20 protein-coding genes are annotated in these 19,240 nt (G+C 45.2%); 17 read left to right on the top strand and 3 right to left on the bottom strand.

Annotation, left to right across the window (positions count from 1 at the left end; all coding sequences use genetic code 11):
* Window positions 1-127: 127 nt before the first annotated feature.
* The 7 genes from MZ182_RS12585 to MZ182_RS12555 all read left to right on the top strand — a co-directional run bounded on the left by MZ182_RS12585 (window position 128) and on the right by MZ182_RS12555 (window position 7,312).
* The gene (locus MZ182_RS12585) at window positions 128-1,819 is read left to right on the top strand and encodes a DNA-3-methyladenine glycosylase 2 family protein (RefSeq protein ID WP_248069684.1); all 1,692 of its coding nucleotides are present in this window, start codon (window positions 128-130) and stop codon (window positions 1,817-1,819) included.
* A gap of 60 nt (window positions 1,820-1,879) precedes the next feature.
* On the top strand, window positions 1,880-2,437 hold the full coding sequence (locus MZ182_RS12580) for a methylated-DNA--[protein]-cysteine S-methyltransferase (RefSeq protein WP_248069682.1): 558 nt from the start codon (window positions 1,880-1,882) through the stop codon (window positions 2,435-2,437).
* 47 nt (window positions 2,438-2,484) lie between these two features.
* Window positions 2,485-3,768, top strand: coding sequence for a DEAD/DEAH box helicase (locus tag MZ182_RS12575; RefSeq protein WP_011919555.1), 1,284 nt, complete (start codon window positions 2,485-2,487; stop codon window positions 3,766-3,768).
* 64 nt (window positions 3,769-3,832) lie between these two features.
* A complete protein-coding gene (locus MZ182_RS12570; protein ID WP_011788853.1) occupies window positions 3,833-4,303 on the top strand; it encodes a dual specificity protein phosphatase family protein in 471 nt (156 codons plus the stop codon).
* A 131-nt stretch (window positions 4,304-4,434) separates the two neighbouring features.
* Complete coding sequence (locus MZ182_RS12565) at window positions 4,435-5,334, top strand: chemotaxis protein CheV (RefSeq protein ID WP_011788854.1); 900 nt, start codon at window positions 4,435-4,437, stop codon at window positions 5,332-5,334.
* 153 nt (window positions 5,335-5,487) lie between these two features.
* Window positions 5,488-6,711 (top strand): serine/threonine transporter SstT, encoded by a 1,224-nt coding sequence (sstT, locus tag MZ182_RS12560; RefSeq protein WP_014610848.1) that lies wholly within the window; start codon window positions 5,488-5,490, stop codon window positions 6,709-6,711.
* A 76-nt stretch (window positions 6,712-6,787) separates the two neighbouring features.
* Window positions 6,788-7,312 (top strand): CIA30 family protein, encoded by a 525-nt coding sequence (locus MZ182_RS12555; protein WP_248069675.1) that lies wholly within the window; start codon window positions 6,788-6,790, stop codon window positions 7,310-7,312.
* Between the two features lie 62 nt (window positions 7,313-7,374).
* Here MZ182_RS12555 and MZ182_RS12550 read toward each other — a convergent pair whose 3' ends face one another.
* The gene (locus MZ182_RS12550; protein WP_248069673.1) at window positions 7,375-8,754 is read right to left on the bottom strand and encodes a Gfo/Idh/MocA family oxidoreductase; all 1,380 of its coding nucleotides are present in this window, start codon (window positions 8,752-8,754) and stop codon (window positions 7,375-7,377) included.
* Between the two features lie 322 nt (window positions 8,755-9,076).
* Here MZ182_RS12550 and MZ182_RS12545 point away from each other — a divergent pair, with 322 nt between their 5' ends.
* The gene (locus tag MZ182_RS12545) at window positions 9,077-9,511 is read left to right on the top strand and encodes a hypothetical protein (protein ID WP_248069672.1); all 435 of its coding nucleotides are present in this window, start codon (window positions 9,077-9,079) and stop codon (window positions 9,509-9,511) included.
* Between the two features lie 56 nt (window positions 9,512-9,567).
* Here the strand turns inward: MZ182_RS12545 and MZ182_RS12540 are convergent, their stop codons facing one another.
* Both MZ182_RS12540 and MZ182_RS12535 read right to left on the bottom strand, forming a co-directional pair.
* Window positions 9,568-10,239, bottom strand: coding sequence for an RluA family pseudouridine synthase (locus MZ182_RS12540; protein ID WP_248069670.1), 672 nt, complete (start codon window positions 10,237-10,239; stop codon window positions 9,568-9,570).
* Window positions 10,240-10,458: 219 nt separating this feature from the next.
* Entirely contained in the window at window positions 10,459-11,073 is a 615-nt protein-coding gene (locus MZ182_RS12535; protein ID WP_041408154.1) for an ACP phosphodiesterase, read from the bottom strand.
* A gap of 106 nt (window positions 11,074-11,179) precedes the next feature.
* Here MZ182_RS12535 and MZ182_RS12530 point away from each other — a divergent pair, with 106 nt between their 5' ends.
* The 9 genes from MZ182_RS12530 to MZ182_RS12490 all read left to right on the top strand — a co-directional run bounded on the left by MZ182_RS12530 (window position 11,180) and on the right by MZ182_RS12490 (window position 19,219).
* On the top strand, window positions 11,180-11,398 hold the full coding sequence (locus MZ182_RS12530) for a hypothetical protein (protein WP_248069668.1): 219 nt from the start codon (window positions 11,180-11,182) through the stop codon (window positions 11,396-11,398).
* A 56-nt stretch (window positions 11,399-11,454) separates the two neighbouring features.
* A complete protein-coding gene (gene queA / locus MZ182_RS12525) occupies window positions 11,455-12,492 on the top strand; it encodes a tRNA preQ1(34) S-adenosylmethionine ribosyltransferase-isomerase QueA (RefSeq protein ID WP_248069666.1) in 1,038 nt (345 codons plus the stop codon).
* Window positions 12,493-12,650: 158 nt separating this feature from the next.
* Window positions 12,651-13,775: a tRNA guanosine(34) transglycosylase Tgt gene (gene tgt / locus MZ182_RS12520; protein WP_011788863.1), complete on the top strand. Its 1,125-nt coding sequence runs from the start codon at window positions 12,651-12,653 to the stop codon at window positions 13,773-13,775.
* Between the two features lie 27 nt (window positions 13,776-13,802).
* Window positions 13,803-14,135, top strand: a complete 333-nt coding sequence (gene yajC / locus MZ182_RS12515; protein ID WP_011788864.1) for a preprotein translocase subunit YajC — start codon at window positions 13,803-13,805, stop codon at window positions 14,133-14,135.
* A 17-nt stretch (window positions 14,136-14,152) separates the two neighbouring features.
* Window positions 14,153-16,003 (top strand): protein translocase subunit SecD, encoded by a 1,851-nt coding sequence (gene secD, locus MZ182_RS12510; protein ID WP_248069664.1) that lies wholly within the window; start codon window positions 14,153-14,155, stop codon window positions 16,001-16,003.
* A 12-nt stretch (window positions 16,004-16,015) separates the two neighbouring features.
* Window positions 16,016-16,963 (top strand): protein translocase subunit SecF, encoded by a 948-nt coding sequence (gene secF / locus MZ182_RS12505; protein WP_248069662.1) that lies wholly within the window; start codon window positions 16,016-16,018, stop codon window positions 16,961-16,963.
* Window positions 16,964-17,196: 233 nt separating this feature from the next.
* Window positions 17,197-17,514, top strand: a complete 318-nt coding sequence (locus tag MZ182_RS12500; RefSeq protein WP_011788867.1) for a putative signal transducing protein — start codon at window positions 17,197-17,199, stop codon at window positions 17,512-17,514.
* A 153-nt stretch (window positions 17,515-17,667) separates the two neighbouring features.
* On the top strand, window positions 17,668-18,579 hold the full coding sequence (locus tag MZ182_RS12495; RefSeq protein WP_011788868.1) for a bifunctional precorrin-2 dehydrogenase/sirohydrochlorin ferrochelatase: 912 nt from the start codon (window positions 17,668-17,670) through the stop codon (window positions 18,577-18,579).
* A gap of 94 nt (window positions 18,580-18,673) precedes the next feature.
* The gene (locus tag MZ182_RS12490) at window positions 18,674-19,219 is read left to right on the top strand and encodes a YaeQ family protein (RefSeq protein ID WP_115014309.1); all 546 of its coding nucleotides are present in this window, start codon (window positions 18,674-18,676) and stop codon (window positions 19,217-19,219) included.
* Window positions 19,220-19,240 lie beyond the last annotated feature (21 nt).

The raw sequence follows: 19,240 nt of genomic DNA, 5'->3' as shown, positions 1-19,240 counted from the left end.
AGGATTTCATGCCCTAAAAGCATTGAAATGATTGAGTTCCGTTTTCCGCTAGTGCTACATGCTAGTTTTACGTAAAGTAATGAACAAGAAATTAATTGTGAGCGAATATTGTCGGGCGTGATGAAAAATGAGTGCAGATAGAGTGTCTGAGAGTGCGATTAAGCGTGATGAAATAGATTCGGTGCATTCGCTGGAGTCCTATTCGGGGCAACTTTCTGCGTCCATTTGCCGTGAGGCGAGGATGAGCCGCGATCCGCGGTTTGATGGTAAGTTTTTTGTGGGCGTATTAACGACGGGCATTTATTGCCGAACTGTGTGTCCTGCTGTGGCACCAAAAGAGCAAAATGTGCGTTATTTTGATTCGGCCATTAAAGCCGCGCAGGCGGGATTACGCCCATGTTTACGTTGTCGGCCCGACAGTGCGCCGGGATCGAATCCTTGGAAGGGGACTGGCACAACGTTAGCGAGGGCCATTAGCTTAATCGAAGCGGGCGCCTTAGCGGGAAAATCATCGGGAGAGCCAGCTTCGACAGTAACACAATTGGCCGACCGATTAGGGATCAGCAGTCGTTATCTCAATAAGCTCTTTACCGAAGGTTTTGGCACTTCGCCAAAACAATATGCCTTATATCGGCAATTACTGTTTGCTAAACAATTATTGCACCAAACCCAATTACCTATCACTCAAGTCGCGATGGCGGCGGGTTTCAACAGTATTCGCCGTTTCAATGAGGCGTTTAAGCAAACCTTGCAATTGACGCCGACGCAGTTAAGAAAGAGTGCATTAACCAAAGCTGCAAAGGAGTCCATGATTGAGCCACTAACAGGATTAAGTGAGATTGATACTATGGGTGAATTTGTGCCGCACTATGGATTAACCTTGTATCAGTATTATCGTCCGCCATTGGATTGGACATCACAGCTGGCGTTTTATCGATTACGTGCGGTAACAGGGATGGAATGGTTCACACCGCAGATGAGTCATCCGCAAGCGAGCAATGTCGTTGGCGATGAGGCGTCCGTGGTAGATGAGGCCAAAGCTGGCGATAATGGGCTCGAATATGGTCGCTGTTTTGCCCTAGGTAAGATGCGCGGCACAGTGCACATTATCCATGAGCCTAAGCTAAATCGCTTCAAACTCGCGATAATGTTGACCGAAGACTCTCCTGTCGATGAGCTGCAATTGCTGGTCACTGAAGTGCGACGCATTTTAGATCTCGATGCGGATATGCTGCTGATTGAACAAGGCTTAAGTGCGCTATCAAGTTTAGGATTAACACCGTTTTCGGGATTACGCATTCCCGGTGCAGGCTCCTTATTTGAGGCGGCCTGCCGTGCGATTTTAGGCCAGCAAGTGACGGTAGTGCAGGCGACTAAGCTACTTAATCAATTGGTTGAAGCCTATGGCGAGCGCTTTAGTCTCAATGGTTGCGAGTATCGATTATTTCCTACACCCGAGACCATTCGTGAGGCGAGTCTAACTGAGCTAAAAATGCCCGGCGCTCGTAAGTTAGCCCTCAATGCGCTCGCGGCGTTTATCTGTGATCATCCTGAGGCGAGTGTCGATGATTGGCTCAGCGTTAAGGGCATAGGTCCTTGGACAATCGCGTATGCTAAGCTCCGCGGTTTGGGCGATCCCAATGTGTTTTTGCATACCGATTTGATTGTTAAAAAGCATTTGCTGGCCTTGTATGACAAGACCCATAGGCTGGATGAAGCCGCTGCGGGTGCAGTTAACTACCTGCAGCTGTGTCAGCAACTGAGTCAAGAAATTGCGCCTTGGGGCAGTTATTTAACCTTTCAGCTTTGGCATCAATAACGACGTAAAACGATCTAAATTGATAGAGATAAATGTAAGACATAAATAGAGAGATAAATTATGAAGCATGCGATTCGTCAATTGAGCCAAGCTCCGAGTATTGCTGCGTATCAGCCCTGCGCCGTGGATACGTTTATCAGTCCTGTCGGAATATTGCAGTTAAATGCCAATGCCTATGGACTGAGCCATTTAACGGTTGTCGGCTCGGATCGCACTGAGATTGCGCTTGCTAAGGTGAGTGAGGAGGCCCTCAATCAAGCTAAGGCGCATATTAGTGAAACTCAAGTGCAGCTCGCGCGTTATTTTGCAGGTGAACGGATTGAATTTAATTTAAAGCTCGCACCTAAGGGCACTGAATTTCAGCGTGAAGTTTGGCAAGCCTTGCTCAATGTTGATTATGGTCAGAGCTGCAGCTATGGGCAGATTGCCGAGCAAATTGGTCGGCCTAAGGCGGTGCGCGCCGTGGGCGCGGCCAATGGCGCCAATCCCATCGCGATTATTGTGCCTTGCCATAGAGTAATAGGCAAAAATGGCAAGTTAACGGGTTACGCCTACGGGCTGGCGATGAAACAGCAGTTGTTAACGCTGGAAACTGACAAGCACTGCCTCGATATTTAAGCTAGAATAGCCGCCTATTAAGATATTGGTGAGCAGTTAAACTTTCTATGACTCAGGCTTCTTCCTCCGTGGCAAGCTTTGCCCAACTCGGCATTATTGCACCCTTGCTAAATCGATTAACCGAATTAGCGTATGTTTCGCCCACACCAGTACAGGCGGCAACGATTCCCGCTGTGCTTGCGGGGCGCGATGTGTTAGCCGGTGCTAATACGGGCTCGGGTAAAACGGCAGCCTTTGCCGTGCCGCTGTTGCAACAACTTGTTGACGCAAAAACAGAGGATAAGACAGGCGCTTATGTTCGTTGTTTGGTCTTAGTCCCAACCCGCGAATTAGCCCAGCAAGTCGCAGACAGCTTTTTATCCTATGCCTCACATCTTAATGGCAAGCTAAAAATTGTCGCTGCGTTTGGCGGTGTGTCGGTGAATGCGCAAATGCAGAGTCTACGCTCTGGCGCCGACGTCCTAGTAGCAACGCCGGGTCGTTTGTTAGATCTGTTGTCGAGTAACGCCATCAAACTTAACCGCGTTAGTGCCTTGGTGCTCGATGAAGCCGACCGCATGTTAAGTCTTGGCTTTACCGAAGAATTAGCCCAAGTGCTCGACGCTTTGCCCGTTAAGAAACAAACCTTATTATTCTCTGCGACATTCCCTGAAGAAGTCCGTGAGTTAACGGCAAAACTGCTTAATAATCCACTTGAATATCAATTGCAAAGTGAGCAAGAAAGCACGATTCATCAGCGGGTGATCACCGTTAATCGTCCGATGAAAACCGCATTATTGGCGCATCTGATTAAAGAACATCAGTGGTCACAGGCGTTGATCTTCGTGAGTGCCAAAAATACCTGTAATCACTTAGCGCAAAAGCTGTCTAAACGTGGGATCACTGCCGAAGTGTTCCATGGCGATAAAGCCCAAGGCGCGCGTACGCGGGTGCTCGATGGCTTTAAAAATGGCGAGATCAGTGTGTTAATTGCGACCGATATTGCCGCCCGTGGTATCGATATCGATAAACTGCCTGTGGTGATTAACTTTGATTTACCAAGGAGCCCTGCAGATTATATGCATCGTATTGGCCGTAGTGGCCGCGCCGGTGAAGCAGGCTTAGCCGTGACCTTGATTTCCCATGAGGATTATCACCACTTTGGCGTGATAGAGAAAAAGAACAAACTTAAGTTAGTGCGTGAGCAAATTGTCGGTTTTGAAGCCGATGATGACATGCCAGCCGAACTGTTAGAACAAGCAAAGCCTGTCGCTAAGCCCGAAGGCACAGGTAAAAAAAAACGTAAACAGTTACCGCAAGCTAATGTTGAATTTTGGGGAAAAAAATCTTAAGTCGTTGGAAAAGCTACGATGAGCTAATCTCAACGTTAGTTGTTATCTCACTTGTGGGAGTTGTATGCAGCATTTATTCTGGTTGGTAGAAGGGCAGATCGCCGGGCGCAGTGGCCCCAATAAAGATCCTTGGGATTTAACTGAATTGAAGGCGGCGGGTATTGGTGCCGTGTTGTCGGTCAATGGTGGCGAAGGTTGTGATCCTCATAGCTTTAAAGGCTTAGGTTTACGTTATGAATGTATTCCTTTTTCACGGAATGTACCGCCTCAGGATGGCGACATTGCGATTTGTGTCGCTCAGTTGCCCAAGGCTCTGGCCTTTATTCAGCAATGTGAAGCCGATAATCTTCCAGTCGTTATCCACTGCCGCTCAGGTAAGGATCGTACTGGGCTTATTATGGCCTATTATTTAATGGTCAATGGTGCCGCGCCTCTTCATGCCGTAAGCCAAGTGCGTAGTATTCGTGACATTGCATTTACTGCAGAAGGCTGGGATCAGTTTGCTTTTGATGTATTGTATGCATTGCAGGAATAATTCAGTTGCAGGTGGATTTTTAGCCTGCTAATACAAGATAGATTTAGTTTCATTTGACCTTAGTCATCACTTTTTGCTGTGATAGGGTTAAGATACTGGCAGGCTATATTGAGAGAGTTATAAATTCAATTATGAAAAGTAAGGCAAATCAGTCACAAGGGTTGCTCCTTTTTCGGTTATCTCAATCCCAAGTTTTTGCCTTGGGCACCTTAAAAGTGCGTGAGTTGGTGCCTTATACACCACTAAATAAAATTCCCCAATCGCATCCAACCATTTTGGGTGCTGCAACGATACGTGGTCATACCATTCCTGTCATCGATATGGCTGCCGCTATTGGTTATCGACCTATTACGGATGAGGAACGAGAAAGTTGCTATATTATCATCACCGATTGTCAGCGGATGATTATCGGCTTCTTAGTGCGTGGTATTGATAAAATCATTGAATGCAATTGGCGAGATATTGAAGCGCCATCTGCGAATTTGGGTAAAAATGCGTTTTTAACTGGCGTAACTCGTTTTGATAATCAACTTGTCCAGTTGCTTGATGTTGAACTCTTATTATCTAAAGTTTTTCCCGATAATCCTGAAGCGAATCGCGCGATTTTAACCGATGTGCAGCGTGAAAAATTAAAGCCGATGAATATTCTGCTTGTTGATGACTCTAAAGTAGCCCGTAAACAGTTATCGGATGCCTTAGATATGATTAATATTTCATATCGGGTGACGGCTGACGGTAAAGAGGCGCTGGCGATAATGGAGCAAGCCGCCGCCGAGCATCATCCAATTGATATCTTGGTGAGTGACATTGAAATGCCAGGGCTTGATGGGTACGAATTAGCCTTTGAGGTGCGTGATAATCCGCAGTTGGCAAGTGCTTATATTATTCTGCATACCTCGCTTTCCAGTGAGATAAGTGTCAGTCAGGCTCATCAAGTCGGGGCCAACGAAGCTCTGACCAAATTTGATGCCCATGAATTGATTGATGCTATGCTACGCGGTGCTGATTTGGCCACGAAAAAGTCAATCTAAGCGGTTTTTTGTGGGGATAAGGTCATTTACTTTACTTATTTCCCTGCAAAGCTAGACAAGTCCCGCCACATCCTATAAAAACCTTATTGGCCTCAAATCCGAAGGCGTGGGCTGGGTTATCTCAGCCGAAATATAATAATGATAGGTTAAGTCATGAAACAAGAATCACTTTTAGCTAAGTTGGCTAATGGCAGTCTGGTATTGCAAATTCTATTGGGGATCGCAGCAGGGGTTATTCTTGCTAGCTTTTCACAGGATGCGGCTAAGCAAGTTGCATTTTTAGGGAGTTTATTTGTCGGGGCATTAAAAGCAATCGCTCCTATTTTAGTGTTTATCCTCGTGGCATCTTCTATTGCCAATCAAAAGAAAAATACGCAAACCAATATGCGTCCAATTGTGGTGCTTTATCTATTTGGGACATTTGCCGCAGCGTTAACGGCTGTCGTGTTAAGCTCGATTTTCCCCACCAATTTGGTATTAGTGGCAGGGATTGAAGGTACAAGCCCACCTCAAGGCATTGGTGAAGTGATTAATACGCTGCTTTTTAAATTAGTGGATAACCCCGTTAATGCGCTAATGACAGGCAACTATATTGGGATCCTTGCATGGGGTGTGGGTTTAGGTTTAGCACTTCATCATGCCAATGATTCTACTAAGCAAGTCTTTGCCGATATGAGTCATGGTATTTCACAAATGGTACGCTTTATTATTCGTTTAGCGCCTATCGGTATTTTTGGTTTAGTGGCAGCAACCTTTGCCGAAACAGGCTTTGCAGCAATTGCAGGTTATGCGCAGCTATTAGCTGTATTGTTGAGTGCAATGGCAATTATTGCGCTGATTGTGAATCCACTTATTGTTTACGTAAAAATTAAACGTAACCCTTATCCCTTAGTGCTTCGCTGCCTGCGTGAAAGTGGGGTAACGGCATTTTTCACCCGTTCAAGTGCGGCGAATATTCCGGTTAACATGGCGCTGTGTGAAAAGCTTAATCTCAATAAAGATACTTATTCTGTTTCTATCCCTCTTGGTGCGACCATCAATATGGGTGGTGCTGCAATCACTATTACAGTGCTGACCTTAGCGGCAGTTCATACGCTTGGTATTCAGGTCGATTTACCCACAGCCTTATTATTAAGTGTTGTTGCGGCGGTTTCTGCTTGTGGTGCTTCGGGAGTTGCGGGCGGTTCTCTATTGCTTATTCCTCTAGCCTGTAGCTTATTTGGTATTTCCAATGATATCGCCATGCAAGTTGTGGCTGTTGGTTTTATTATTGGTGTGATCCAAGATGCGGCTGAAACGGCACTAAACAGTTCGACCGATGTGATTTTTACCGCAGCAGCTTGTGAAGCTGCTGAAAACAAAGCTAAACTTGGGTAAAGTGCTGTTATTAGCGTAAAAGAAAGCATCATATGAAGCAGTCACTTAGGTGGCTGCTTTTTTTATGGGAGTATTTATGATCCTTTTTGATTTTAGAACCTTAGACGCTGCAAAGTCTTGGTACAGTGTGAATGATACTGTGATGGGTGGTTTGTCGCGCAGTAAACTCACTATTTCCCCCTTAGGTTATGGGATTTTTAGTGGTCATGTATCGCTTGCTAATGGTGGCGGATTTGCTTCTGTGCGTTGTGAGTTTGAACAAATTAATGTGGCTGAGTTTACGGGAATTTATCTCGAGCTTGATGGTGATAGAAGCAAGCATTACAAAGTGAACCTAAAAGATGTTGAAACACCGCAAAGTACTGTCTATCAAGCTGTGATGCCTGCGCCAACGCATCAAACCTTTGGGGTGAGCGGTGCGAGTGCAATTCATTGGCAACGTATCGAAATTCCATTTACCGATTTTTATCCTCAGTGCCGTGGTAAACCGATAGTGCGTGCAGCGATTGATCTTGGCCGACTAACCAGTATAGGGCTGGTAATTGGAGCGCAGCAAAGTGGTGATTTTACTTTAAAAATTAAATCGATAGGCTGTTACTGAGCTAAAGATAAAGGGATAAGTAAAGCTTATCCCTTTCGTTTAAACTCTCAGCTTAGCGCAATTTAGGCGCCTACAATCCCTAAGGGTTTGGCATGTTCCCAAGCGCCGCGGGTAAAGTCAGGGAAAGTGACTGAATTACTGCGATTGTTAACCGATTGCTCACTTAAAATATTGACCACAGACCAAGATGCCGCATCGTACACATCTTGATCTAACGCTTCGCCATTGCGCAGGCAATAAATCATTCGCCATAACATCACAAAATCCATTCCACCATGACCACCATTGATCTCTGCTTCTTTACCTATACGTTGCCATAGGGGATGATCGTATTTGTCATACCACTTTTGCATATCCATATCCCACTCGTGATAGCTTTTACCAAAGCCACTATGTTCGACGGCGATTCGATTGGGAAAGCCTGCAAACACGCCATTCGTTCCTTGGATCAAATTATGACGACTGTAGGGTCTTGGAGTCGTTGTATCATGTTGGACCATGATAGTCCGGCCCTTAACGGTTTTAATCAGGCTGGTATTGATATCACCATTGATATATTTGAGCTGATTACGCTCATGATCGGCGGGAAACTCTCGTTTAGCATAGAGCGCACGGCCAAGGGCAGGGGAACTCATCGAGGTTAAGTAATCGAATCTGTCACCGCGGTTGATATTCATATACTGGGACACTGGCCCTAAACCGTGGGTCGGGTATAAATTGCCGTTACGTTTGGTATGCCAGTAAGTGCGCCATGAGCCTGTCTTATGATCGATTTCCTTCATCTGCCAGCGTAGCTCGTGGATATAAGCGGCTTCACCGTGGAGCAATTCACCAAATACACCTTGGCGCACCATGTTGAGCACCATAAGTTCTTCGCGGCCGTAATTGACGTTCTCCATCATCATGCAGTTTTTCTGAGTGCGCTCTGCGGTATCGACAATTTGCCAGCATTCTTCAACAGTGAGCGCCAGCGGCACTTCAACAAAGGCGTGTTTACCGCTTTCCATGGTCTCTATCGCCATTGGTGCATGCCATTCCCAAGGGGTTGAGATAATAACAATATCAATATCATCGCGACTTAATAGATCGCGATAACTCAGGTCATCACCCGTATAAACAGTGGGCTGAGGTCGATTTTGTTTAACAATATGAGCTACTGCTCTATCAATAACGGTTTGGTGAGTATCGCAAATCGCTTTGAGTTCAACGCCTTCTAAATGGCAAAATTGCTCGACATGGCTAAAGCCCCGCTCGCCGACGCCAATAAATCCGACTCTAACCACGTCCATCTTGGGCGCAATAAGCCCGATAACGGATTTTCCAGTTTGTGGTTTAGGAGCAGCACTGTTGGCATGCGTACTGGCCGTGATATTGGCGGTGATAAGTCCTGCTGTAACTGCTCCCGCAGCTTTAAGAAAATGACGACGATGAATGTTATGCATAATGCTTCCTGCTTTATTATTTTGTCTGTAGGGATATTGAAATCTTCTTTGTTATATCAGAATCCCTATCTGAATTGGCAATAAAAGATGTAACAAGCTCATACAGCTCATTAGATAAGTCTTTTAGCCGCCTTTACTTTAGCGATAAGTAAATAGTGATAAAGATCGCGTTTTTATTTTTAGATTAAGCTACACTGCCGATTAATTAATCAAAGATATTTATCTTTTATATTTTAAATATTTAGCAAATTTAAATTAACCAAAAAATTACATTTCACGGTCAATTTGACGTAATTTGCTTCGGTGGGGAGTAAAGAGTTAAATGGGTTCTATGCTTAATGTATTACCACAACTGACTTTCACTTTAAGTGATTGGGTATTGCATAAGGATATCAGGATGTCTGGGATTGAAAAACGCCGTCGCCTTCACTGGCGGGAGACAGATATGCAAAATCGTGAAATTATTGGTCGTTGGTTAGATGAACGTCCTTTATTAGGGGACAAAATCACTCTTTATAAAGAAGACAATAAATATTTTTTAGAAACTTGGTTTAGCGATGGCTGCCATAGTTTAGACGAAGTGCTGATGACTGAGACCTCTGCTGGCCATAAGGTTGAAGATGTGGGGGGGAATTTTTTTGGTGAGTATTTTATTGTTACTCCAACACAGCAACTGCAATTTTGTAATGAGCAGGGGTGTTACTTCCAAGTAGACAAATTAATGGTTGATATCGATTTTAGTCAGCGAGTCGCTTAATGTTGTTCATTTTATTCTGTTTATAAAAGGCCGCTTTATCGCGGCCTTTGTATTGATTATTCATTAAAAGGATGTTTGCTGTGAAAGCTCATTAGTTTCCCCGAATAAGGGTGACTAAAACGAAGACTTTGGGCATGTAAGCATAAACGTGGTTTAGCGTTAATAACGGCGGCATCACCGTAAAATTCATCACCTAAAATAGGATACCCTAAGGCGAGCATATGTACTCTGAGCTGGTGGGTTCGACCTGTCTCAGGTGTTAGTTCAACTAAGGTGCTGTTTTCCCTACGTTCTAAAACGCGATAATGAGTAAGGGCACTTTTGCCTCCAGCCTCTCCCGCTTGGAGTGCTTTTTGGTAGGGAGGATGCTCACAATTAGGTGCTATCGATAGATTGATAATTCCTTGCTCATTGGTAATCAAGCCCATGACCTCGGCAATGTAAACTTTCTTGCTTTGCCTATCTTGAAACTGAGTCTTTAAATGCGATTCGGCTTTTTTATTCCGAGCAAACACCATAATACCTGAGGTCGCGCAGTCAAGCCGATGTACTAAAATCGTTTCTGGATAAAGGCGTTGTAAGCGGGTTAATGCACAATCATAGGTGTGTGCTGCAATACCTGGATTAGACAATAACCCAGAGGGTTTATTGATAATAATCAAGTCTCTATCTTTATAGCGGATGTCTAGCCAAGGAATTGCTGGGGGCTGGTAATCAAATATCTGCATCTTGTCCTCATCTTTGCGTGGCCATATTAGCAAAATTTACGCAGGCACACAGCATAATTTCAACCCGCTTTCGGCGGTGAAATACAGCAGATAACCATACCAAGGGATTATATAAACAGAGATTAAAATTATGCCGCTCAACATCAATTAGGGGCGGTTGTCACTCTTGATCTGATGATCTGAACTGAACACTTAAAGCTATCGGGATGAATCTCATCTCTAGGGTAAATATTCTGCAGGGGTCTTACGACTCCAAATCCGGCTATATGCCATTAATTGCGGATAAAAAGTGCGGAATGCGGTTTCAATTTCAATTTGCATTTTATTCACAACTTTATGGGCATCTTTAAACAGCGCTGCCTGTGGATGCGGTTTGGCCACTTGTGCTAAGGCTTGTTGTAAGCCATTTTCGGTGGCGTAACTGCCGAGCCAATCTTGGCTGCGCATGGTGGGTAATAGCTTAATTAAAGCTTCTGGATGATATTGATCTATCCCTTGGGCTGCAAAATTCTCTAAAGCGTCATAGGCTTTGTGGCTAAATTCATTCAATGGTTGGTGGTGATATTCTTCCCAGTAGTAAGCTAAATAGTAATCAAAGCTCACCGCCATCAGTTCTGCTGCTATGCTTCTTAAGGGCGCAGGAAAGGCTTCCATTAACTCAATCGTCAATTCATGGCTGGCGCATAGCGTATTAATTTCTTGGTTTAGCCATAAAGCTTGGCGAAATTCAACGGGGGCTTGCGCAATTGGCGCTTGGATATAGTTGCCTGCTACGTTGGCTGCAAGATGAGTTTTACTGATGTCAGCGAGATGTAAGTGTGTAAGAAAGTTCATTTTTTGTGCTTGGTTAACCACGTCGGTTCACGGTATCATGCGCGAGTATGCTTAGGAAAGCGCGAAAGCCCAAAATATCGTATTTTTTCACTTTTTAGGATCATGGATGATGTGGAATTGGTTCTCCAAAATACTTGGTAGACACGAGCAGTCAAAGCGCAAAAAAGTGCAGGTAGAAATCCCTTTTGAACAACACCGTTTTAGCATGGATGATTTCAGTTATACGCGGCTAAAATTTGATACCGATGCTAATTTGCCCCAACAAGATGCTGTAAATCTAGATGGATCACAACAAGAAGTGGACGCGGGTAATAAGTCATCTTGATCTTATGGGGCGCTAACCATAGACTAGCCGCCGTTCTAAGTTACCCTGAGGCCAATATGCGCGTTGCAGACTTTTCTTTCGATCTCCCCGATGAGCTGATCGCTCGTTATCCTATGGCGCAGCGTAATGCATCCCGTCTGTTAACGTTAGACGGCAACTCTGGTGCGTTAGGCGACAAACAGTTTACTGAACTGCTGGAAATAATAAATCCAGGCGATTTAATGGTGTTCAACAATACCCGTGTGATCCCCGCGCGTATGTTTGGCCAAAAGGCCAGTGGCGGCAAGTTAGAAATTTTAGTTGAGCGTATGCTCGATGATAAGCGGATCCTTGCCCATGTTCGCAGCTCTAAATCCCCGAAAGTCGATTCGTTAATCCATCTCGATGGTGGCTATCAAATGAAGATGGTCGCCCGTCACGATACTTTGTTTGAACTTGAGCTGTTATCCGAGCTGACCATTCTAGAGGTGCTTGAAGCAGTAGGGCACATGCCTTTGCCTCCCTATATTGATAGACCCGATGAAGATGCCGACAAAGAGCGCTATCAAACGGTCTATAACCAAAACCCCGGTGCAGTAGCAGCGCCAACGGCGGGTTTACATTTTGACGATGCCATGCTCGATGCATTAAAAGCCAAGGGCGTCAATATTGCCTTTGTGACTTTGCATGTGGGCGCGGGAACATTTCAGCCTGTACGTGTCGATACCATTGTTGAGCACAAAATGCATTCCGAGTGGGCGAATGTGCCGCAGGATGTAATCGATTTAATCGCGCAAACTAAAGCGGCGGGTAAACGTGTGGTTGCAGTCGGTACGACTTCTGTGCGTTCACTCGAGAGTGCGGCGCGCGCAAGCCTTGGCGAACTCAAAGCCTTTAGTGGCGATACCGATATCTTTATTTACCCTGGTTATCAATTCCAAGTGGTTGATGCCATGGTGACAAATTTCCATCTGCCGGAATCAACTTTGATTATGTTAGTCAGTGCTTTTGCGGGTTTTGATCATGTGATGGCGGCGTATCAACATGCTATCACGCAAAAATATCGCTTCTTTAGCTATGGCGATGCCATGTTTGTGACGAAAAAAGCCCACTAAACGACGATTTTGTTTTAAAATAGCCGCCCAAATGAGTTTGAGCGGCAATTTTTATCTATAGGGTTGAACCTTTTAGATCCGTCCCTATCTCTATTGTTAATCAAAATGGCATTTGCCATTACAAATGTAGTCAGACTGTTTATCTGGCGAGGTGAATTATGAAATTTGAATTAGACACTACCGACGGGCGTGCGCGCCGTGGTCGGTTGATTTTTGACCGTGGCACAGTAGAAACCCCCGCTTTTATGCCGGTAGGAACCTACGGCACAGTGAAAGGTATGACACCTGAAGAAGTGCGTGCCACAGGCGCAGATATTCTGCTCGGTAACACTTTCCATTTATGGCTGCGCCCAGGCGAAGAAATCATGCGTAAGCACGGTGACTTGCATGATTTTATGAACTGGCAGCGGCCTATTTTAACGGACTCGGGCGGTTTCCAAGTCTTTAGCCTTGGCGATATCCGTAAAATTACCGAAGAAGGTGTGCACTTCCGCTCGCCCATCAACGGTGAGAAAATCTTCTTAGATCCTGAAAAATCCATGCAAATTCAAGATGCATTGGGCAGTGATGTGGTGATGATTTTCGACGAATGTACGCCGTATCCCGCCACCGAAGATGAAGCGCGCAAGTCAATGCAGATGTCACTGCGTTGGGCAAAACGTTCACGCGACGAGTTTGATCGCTTGAAAAATCCAAACTCACTGTTTGGTATTATTCAGGGCGGCGTGTATGAAGATTTACGCGACGAAAGCTTAAAAGGCTTAGTCGAGATTGGTTTTGACGGTTATGCCGTCGGTGGTTTGGCTGTAGGTGAACCTAAAGCAGATATGCATCGCATTCTTGAGCATATTTGCCCGCAAATTCCTGCAGACAAGCCTCGCTATCTGATGGGGGTCGGTAAACCAGAAGATTTAGTTGAAGGTGTACGTCGTGGTGTTGACATGTTTGACTGTGTGATGCCAACCCGTAATGCCCGCAACGGTCATCTGTTTACGAGTGAAGGTGTGATCAAAATACGCAATGCGCGTCATCGAGATGACACGTCACCACTTGATACTAAGTGTGATTGTTATACCTGTAAAAATTATTCACGGGCGTACCTTTACCACTTAGATCGTTGTAATGAGATTCTGGGTGCGCGTTTAAACACCATTCACAACTTGAGATACTATCAAATGTTAATGGAAGGTTTGCGCGGTGCGATTGAGACGGGTACATTAGACGCCTTTGTGGCGGACTTCTATACCAGTCAGGGTCGCGAAGTACCAGAGTTAGTCGATTGATTTTTTGCTAATAAGAAGAGAAAAATTATGTTTATTTCAAATGCATATGCAAGCGCTGCCGGCGCACCACAAGGTGGCGGCACGATGGAACTGATTTTCATGCTGGCGATTTTCGGCCTGATTTTCTATTTCATGATTTTCCGTCCGCAATCAAAACGCGTTAAAGAGCACAAAAATCTGATGTCTTCATTAGGCAAAGGCGATGAAGTGTTAACCAGTGGTGGGATTTTAGGTAAGATTGCAAAAATCAGCGATGACAGCGATTACGTGCTACTGAGCCTTAATGACACGACGCAAATCACGATCAAGAAAGACTATATTGCAGCTGTATTGCCTAAGGGCTCTATCCAGTCGTTGTAAGCCAAGAGGGCTCAGGCGTGTTAAATAAATACCCAATGTGGAAAAACATTATGGTGATGCTTATCATCGCCATAGGTTGTTTCTATGCCGTACCGAACCTTTTTGGTGAAGATCACGCGGTGCAAGTGGTGGCGACTCGTGGTGCAGAAGTAACTGCATCTACCCAAGCCAGAGTGAACGAGCTGTTAGCCGGTAAGGGCATTGCGGTAAAGCGCTCTGAGCTTGAAAAAGGCCAGTTGTTGGTTCGTGTGCAGAACGCGGATCAACAATTATTAGCAAAAGAAACGATCGCAGAAGATTTAGGTGATAAGTTTAGTGTTGCACTTAACTTAGCTCCAGCAACACCGCAATGGCTCGAGTCTATGGGCGGCAGCCCAATGAAACTCGGTCTCGATCTTCGCGGCGGTGTGCACTTCTTAATGGAAGTGGACATGGGCGAAGCGATCCGCAAGATGGAAGAGGCCAAGGTTGCTGACTTTCGTGCTCAATTACGTGAAGAAACAATCCGTTATGCGGGCATTCGTGTTAATGCCTCTGGGATTGAGATTAAATTCCGTGATGCTGAAAGTTTAGCCAGTGCAGAACGTTTCCTTAAATCTCGCAGTAACGATATGGTCTTCACCGATGTGAGCAAGGGTGAAGATTTTGCCCTGCAAGCGGTGATGAGTGAAGCTTATCTTAAGCAGGTTAAAGAAGAAGCACTGCAACAAAACATTACCACTATTCGTAACCGTGTTAATGAGTTAGGTGTTGCTGAACCTGTAGTACAGCGTCAAGGTGCAGAGCGTATTATCGTTGAACTGCCCGGTGTACAAGATACGGCTCGCGCTAAAGAAATTTTAGGGGCAACCGCATCGATTGAATTCCATATGGTGGATGACAAAGCCGATCCTAATGCCGCGCAATCAGGACGTATCTCTGCAGGCTCTGAAGTGTATCAACGTCGTGAAGGCGGCCAAGTCGTATTGAAAAAAGAAGTGATGCTAACGGGAGATCATATCACCGGTGCCCAACCTAGCTTTGATCAATACAGTCGCCCACAGGTGAGCATTAATCTTGACGCTAAAGGCGGTACCATTTTCTCTAATGTGACTAAGGACAACATAGGCAAACCTATGGCGACCTTATTCATTGAATATAAAGACAGTGATGAACGTAACGCCGATGGCAGCGTGAAAATGCAGAAAATCCAAGAAGTGATTTCTGTGGCAACCATTCAAGCCCGTTTAGGTCGTAACTTTGTGATCACAGGTTTAAGCCACGGTGAAGCACAAAACCTTGCTTTGCTGTTACGCGCTGGAGCTTTGATTGCACCTGTATCCATTGTTGAAGAACGTACCATTGGTCCAAGTTTAGGCGCTGAAAATATTGAGAATGGTGTTCAAGCCATGGTGTGGGGTATGGCCGTCGTCTTAATCTTCATGCTGGTGTACTACCGCGGTTTTGGGCTTATCGCTAACCTCGCGTTAACTGCAAACTTAGTCATGGTTGTAGGCGTGATGTCGATGATCCCAGGCGCAGTATTGACCCTTCCTGGTATTGCGGGGATGGTGTTGACAGTGGGGATGGCAGTTGATGGTAACGTACTCATTTATGAGCGTATTCGTGAAGAACTTCGTGCAGGACGTAGTGTACAGCAGGCCATCCATGAAGGTTATGGTAATGCGTTTTCAACCATTGCCGATGCGAACATCACGACTTTCCTTACCGCATTAATTTTATTTGCTGTGGGGACTGGTGCTGTTAAAGGCTTCGCGGTGACCTTGATGATAGGTATTGCGACTTCCATGTTTACCTCTATCGTGGGTACTCGCTCCATCGTTAATGCGATTTGGGGTGGTAAGCGCGTGAAGACACTGTCTATCTAAGGAAAAGTCATAATGCTAGAAATTTTATCCTTAAAACGTACAGTAAACTTTCTCCGCCATGCGCTGCCGATTAGTATCTTATCCGCGGTTCTTGTGCTTGGCTCATTAGTGTCGCTTGCGATCAACGGTATTAACTGGGGTCTTGATTTCACTGGCGGTACTGTTGTTGAAATGGAGTTTACTCAGCCTGTTGACTTGAATACGCTGCGTGTGCAACTGACGACACCTGATACCGAAGGCGCGATAGTACAAAATTTCGGTTCAAGCCGCGATGTATTAGTACGCTTATCTGTAAAAGAAGGCGTTAAGAGCGATGTGCAGGTTAAATCTGTTATGGACGCCGCACAGAAAGTTGATCCTCAAGTTCAGCAAAAGCGTGTTGAGTTTGTTGGCCCACAAGTGGGTAAAGAACTGGCTGAACAAGGCGGATTGGCAGTATTAGTAGCGCTGATCTGTATTATGATCTACGTGTCTTTCCGCTTCGAATGGCGCTTAGCATTTGGTTCTGTTGCGGCACTCGCCCACGACGTTATCGTAACCTTAGGGGTATTTTCGTTATTCCAATTGGAATTCGATTTGACCGTATTGGCAGGTTTATTGACAGTGGTAGGTTACTCGCTTAACGATACTATCGTGGTATTTGACCGGATCCGTGAAAACTTCCTCAAGCTGCGTAAGAGTGAACCAGAAGATATCGTTAACATCTCTATCACTCAAACCATGAGTCGAACGATTATTACCACGGGGACGACCTTAGTGGTTGTCGTGGCACTGTTTCTTAAAGGTGGCACTATGATCCATGGGTTTGCGACTGCATTGCTGTTGGGGATTTTTGTGGGTACTTATTCCTCTATCTATGTGGCGAGTTTCTTGGCCATTAAATTGGGGATTAGCCGCGAGCATATGATGCCCGTTGAGATCGAGAAAGAAGGCGCCGATCAACCGTCTATGATGCCTTAACGGCGATGTTAGGCGTAAAAACCACCTTTCTGAGGTGGTTTTTTTTATCTTATTTTCGGTGAGTGCAAATATTCTGCTAGCTATCTCACAGCGTTATAGTCAGTAATGCTGTAAAAAGTAAATGTTAATTCTATTAACAACTGATGTAAAAAACAGCACTCGACAGGCTCGGCTATTTAGCAGTAGGATGTCGGCACCCCGTATTCTTGATAGTGGTAGCAGTAGGATGTCGCATGGAAGAACGTAAGTGTTTAGTTGCTGGTGGAAATCTGTTACAGGCCCACACGTGGAAAGGACTTTTAGAAGCTTGTGGTATCCATGTTGAGTTACGTGGTGAAGCGTTATTAGGCGGTATTGGTGAGTTGCCAGCGGATATGCATAATGTGGAGTTGTGGGTTGGTGAGTCCCAATATATGCTGGCAAAGGCACAATTAACGGCACTGGATGTGGTGAGCCCGCAATGGCAGTGTGTGCAATGCCATGAGTTAAACGATGGTAATTTTGAATTATGTTGGCAATGCAGCTCTGAACGCAGTGAAAGCCACAATTAATCAGTGATCGAATATTTTCTTCTTCATATCCTATGCTAAAACCCAGTGTTATCATCTGATTGGGTATCATTACCCAATGGCAGCCCATATACACAAGATGCGTACTATGAGGCATGATACCTCGATTAGAATTTAGGCTTAGGGTTGAATGTAATGCAATATTTTCCGTTATTTATCGATACTATTAACTTAAATGTGCTGTTAGTAGGGGCGGGTGAGGTCGCAAGTCGTAAATTAGCGCTTTTAACCCGAACTGAAGCCAACATTCATGTGATTGCGCCACAAGTGAACACTGAGGTTCAGCGTTACGCTGAGACAGGCCGTATTCTTCTCTCTGTGCGTGAAGTGGTTCACGCTGATATTCAAAATTATGATTTAGTCTATTTAGCGACCGCCAATGACAGTCTTAATGCTGAACTTGCGACCCTAGCCACAGCGCGGGGGATTTGGGTTAATGCAGTCGATAATCCTGCGTTTTGCCGTTTTATCACACCATCAATTGTTGATCGTGGTCGTTTAGTAGTGGCCATCAGTACGGCGGGGGCTGCGCCTGTTTTTGCCCGTACCGTTCGCTCGCGCTTAGAAGCAAGCCTTCCACAATCCCTTAAACCCCTCTTTGATTTTGTCGCCGATAGACGTATTGAAGTGCAGGATAGGCTTAAGTCGACAGCGGAACGACGTTTATTTTGGGAGCGTTTTTTCGAGACTAATGGTGATCGTTTCGATAGTTGGACGCTTGAACGCTACCATAATGCCTTTAATCACTTGCTCAGTCGCGGTGAAATCTTGCTAATAGAAGATGTAGTACAAGTCGACTTATTACCGATTGCAGCGATGCCATTATTGCAGCGACTGGATTGGATATACTCCCAAGGGGCGTTAAGTGAGGCACTTGCTGAATTAGTACGTCGAGATGCAAGTCGGGGCGAGTTACCAGCACTGAGCGAATTGAGTAAAGCCTATGAGCAGGGCACAAGGATGTTGTTGGTGGCCGATATACAGAAAATCAATCAGCTTAAAGCCCATTTCCCAATGGCGAAGCATTTACGCCCTGGAGCGATTTAATCGGATAGGTATTCGTTTGAGCAATGTCTTAGTCTCAGGTAGACTCGGCTCCTTTCATATGATTTTGAATTTCACTCTTTAATCGGGATAGGCTATGGCCCTCAAATCGACCGTATTTAAGGTCAACTTACAAATTGCCGATATGGATCGGAATTATTATCAAGATCACCAACTGACCCTCGCACAGCATCCTTCTGAAACTGACGGGCGTATGATGGTACGTTTACTGGCTTTTATCATAAATGCCAGTGACACCTTAAGTTTTAGCAAAGGGCTTTGTGTTGATGATGAGCCTGAGCTATGGGATAAAAGCTTGTCTGGTGAGATCAATTTGTGGGTTGAATTTGGTCAGGCAGATGAAAAGTGGCTGAGAAAGGCCAGTGGTCGTGCCAAAGCGGTGCAGCTCTTTACCTACGGTGGTCGCAGCGTGCCCATTTGGTGGAAACAAAATCAGCAAGCATTAGAACGCTATCAAAACTTGAAAGTATGGAATATTGCTGAAGACTCAGTGACTGCGATGGAAGCCTTAGTTGGGCGTAATATGGCCTTACAAGTTTCTATCAGTGAAGGACAGATTTGGTTATCCGATAGTGAAAACAGTGTCCTCATTGAACCTGAAATCTTAAAAGATCATCAGTAACTCTGCTAAAAAAGAGCCTGC

The sequence above is a fragment of the Shewanella sp. JNE2 genome, assembly GCF_023159115.1.
GTDB lineage: Bacteria > Pseudomonadota > Gammaproteobacteria > Enterobacterales > Shewanellaceae > Shewanella > Shewanella putrefaciens.
Note: the sequence above shows the minus strand (reverse complement) of the source record. Positions and strands in the feature narration are given on the sequence as shown.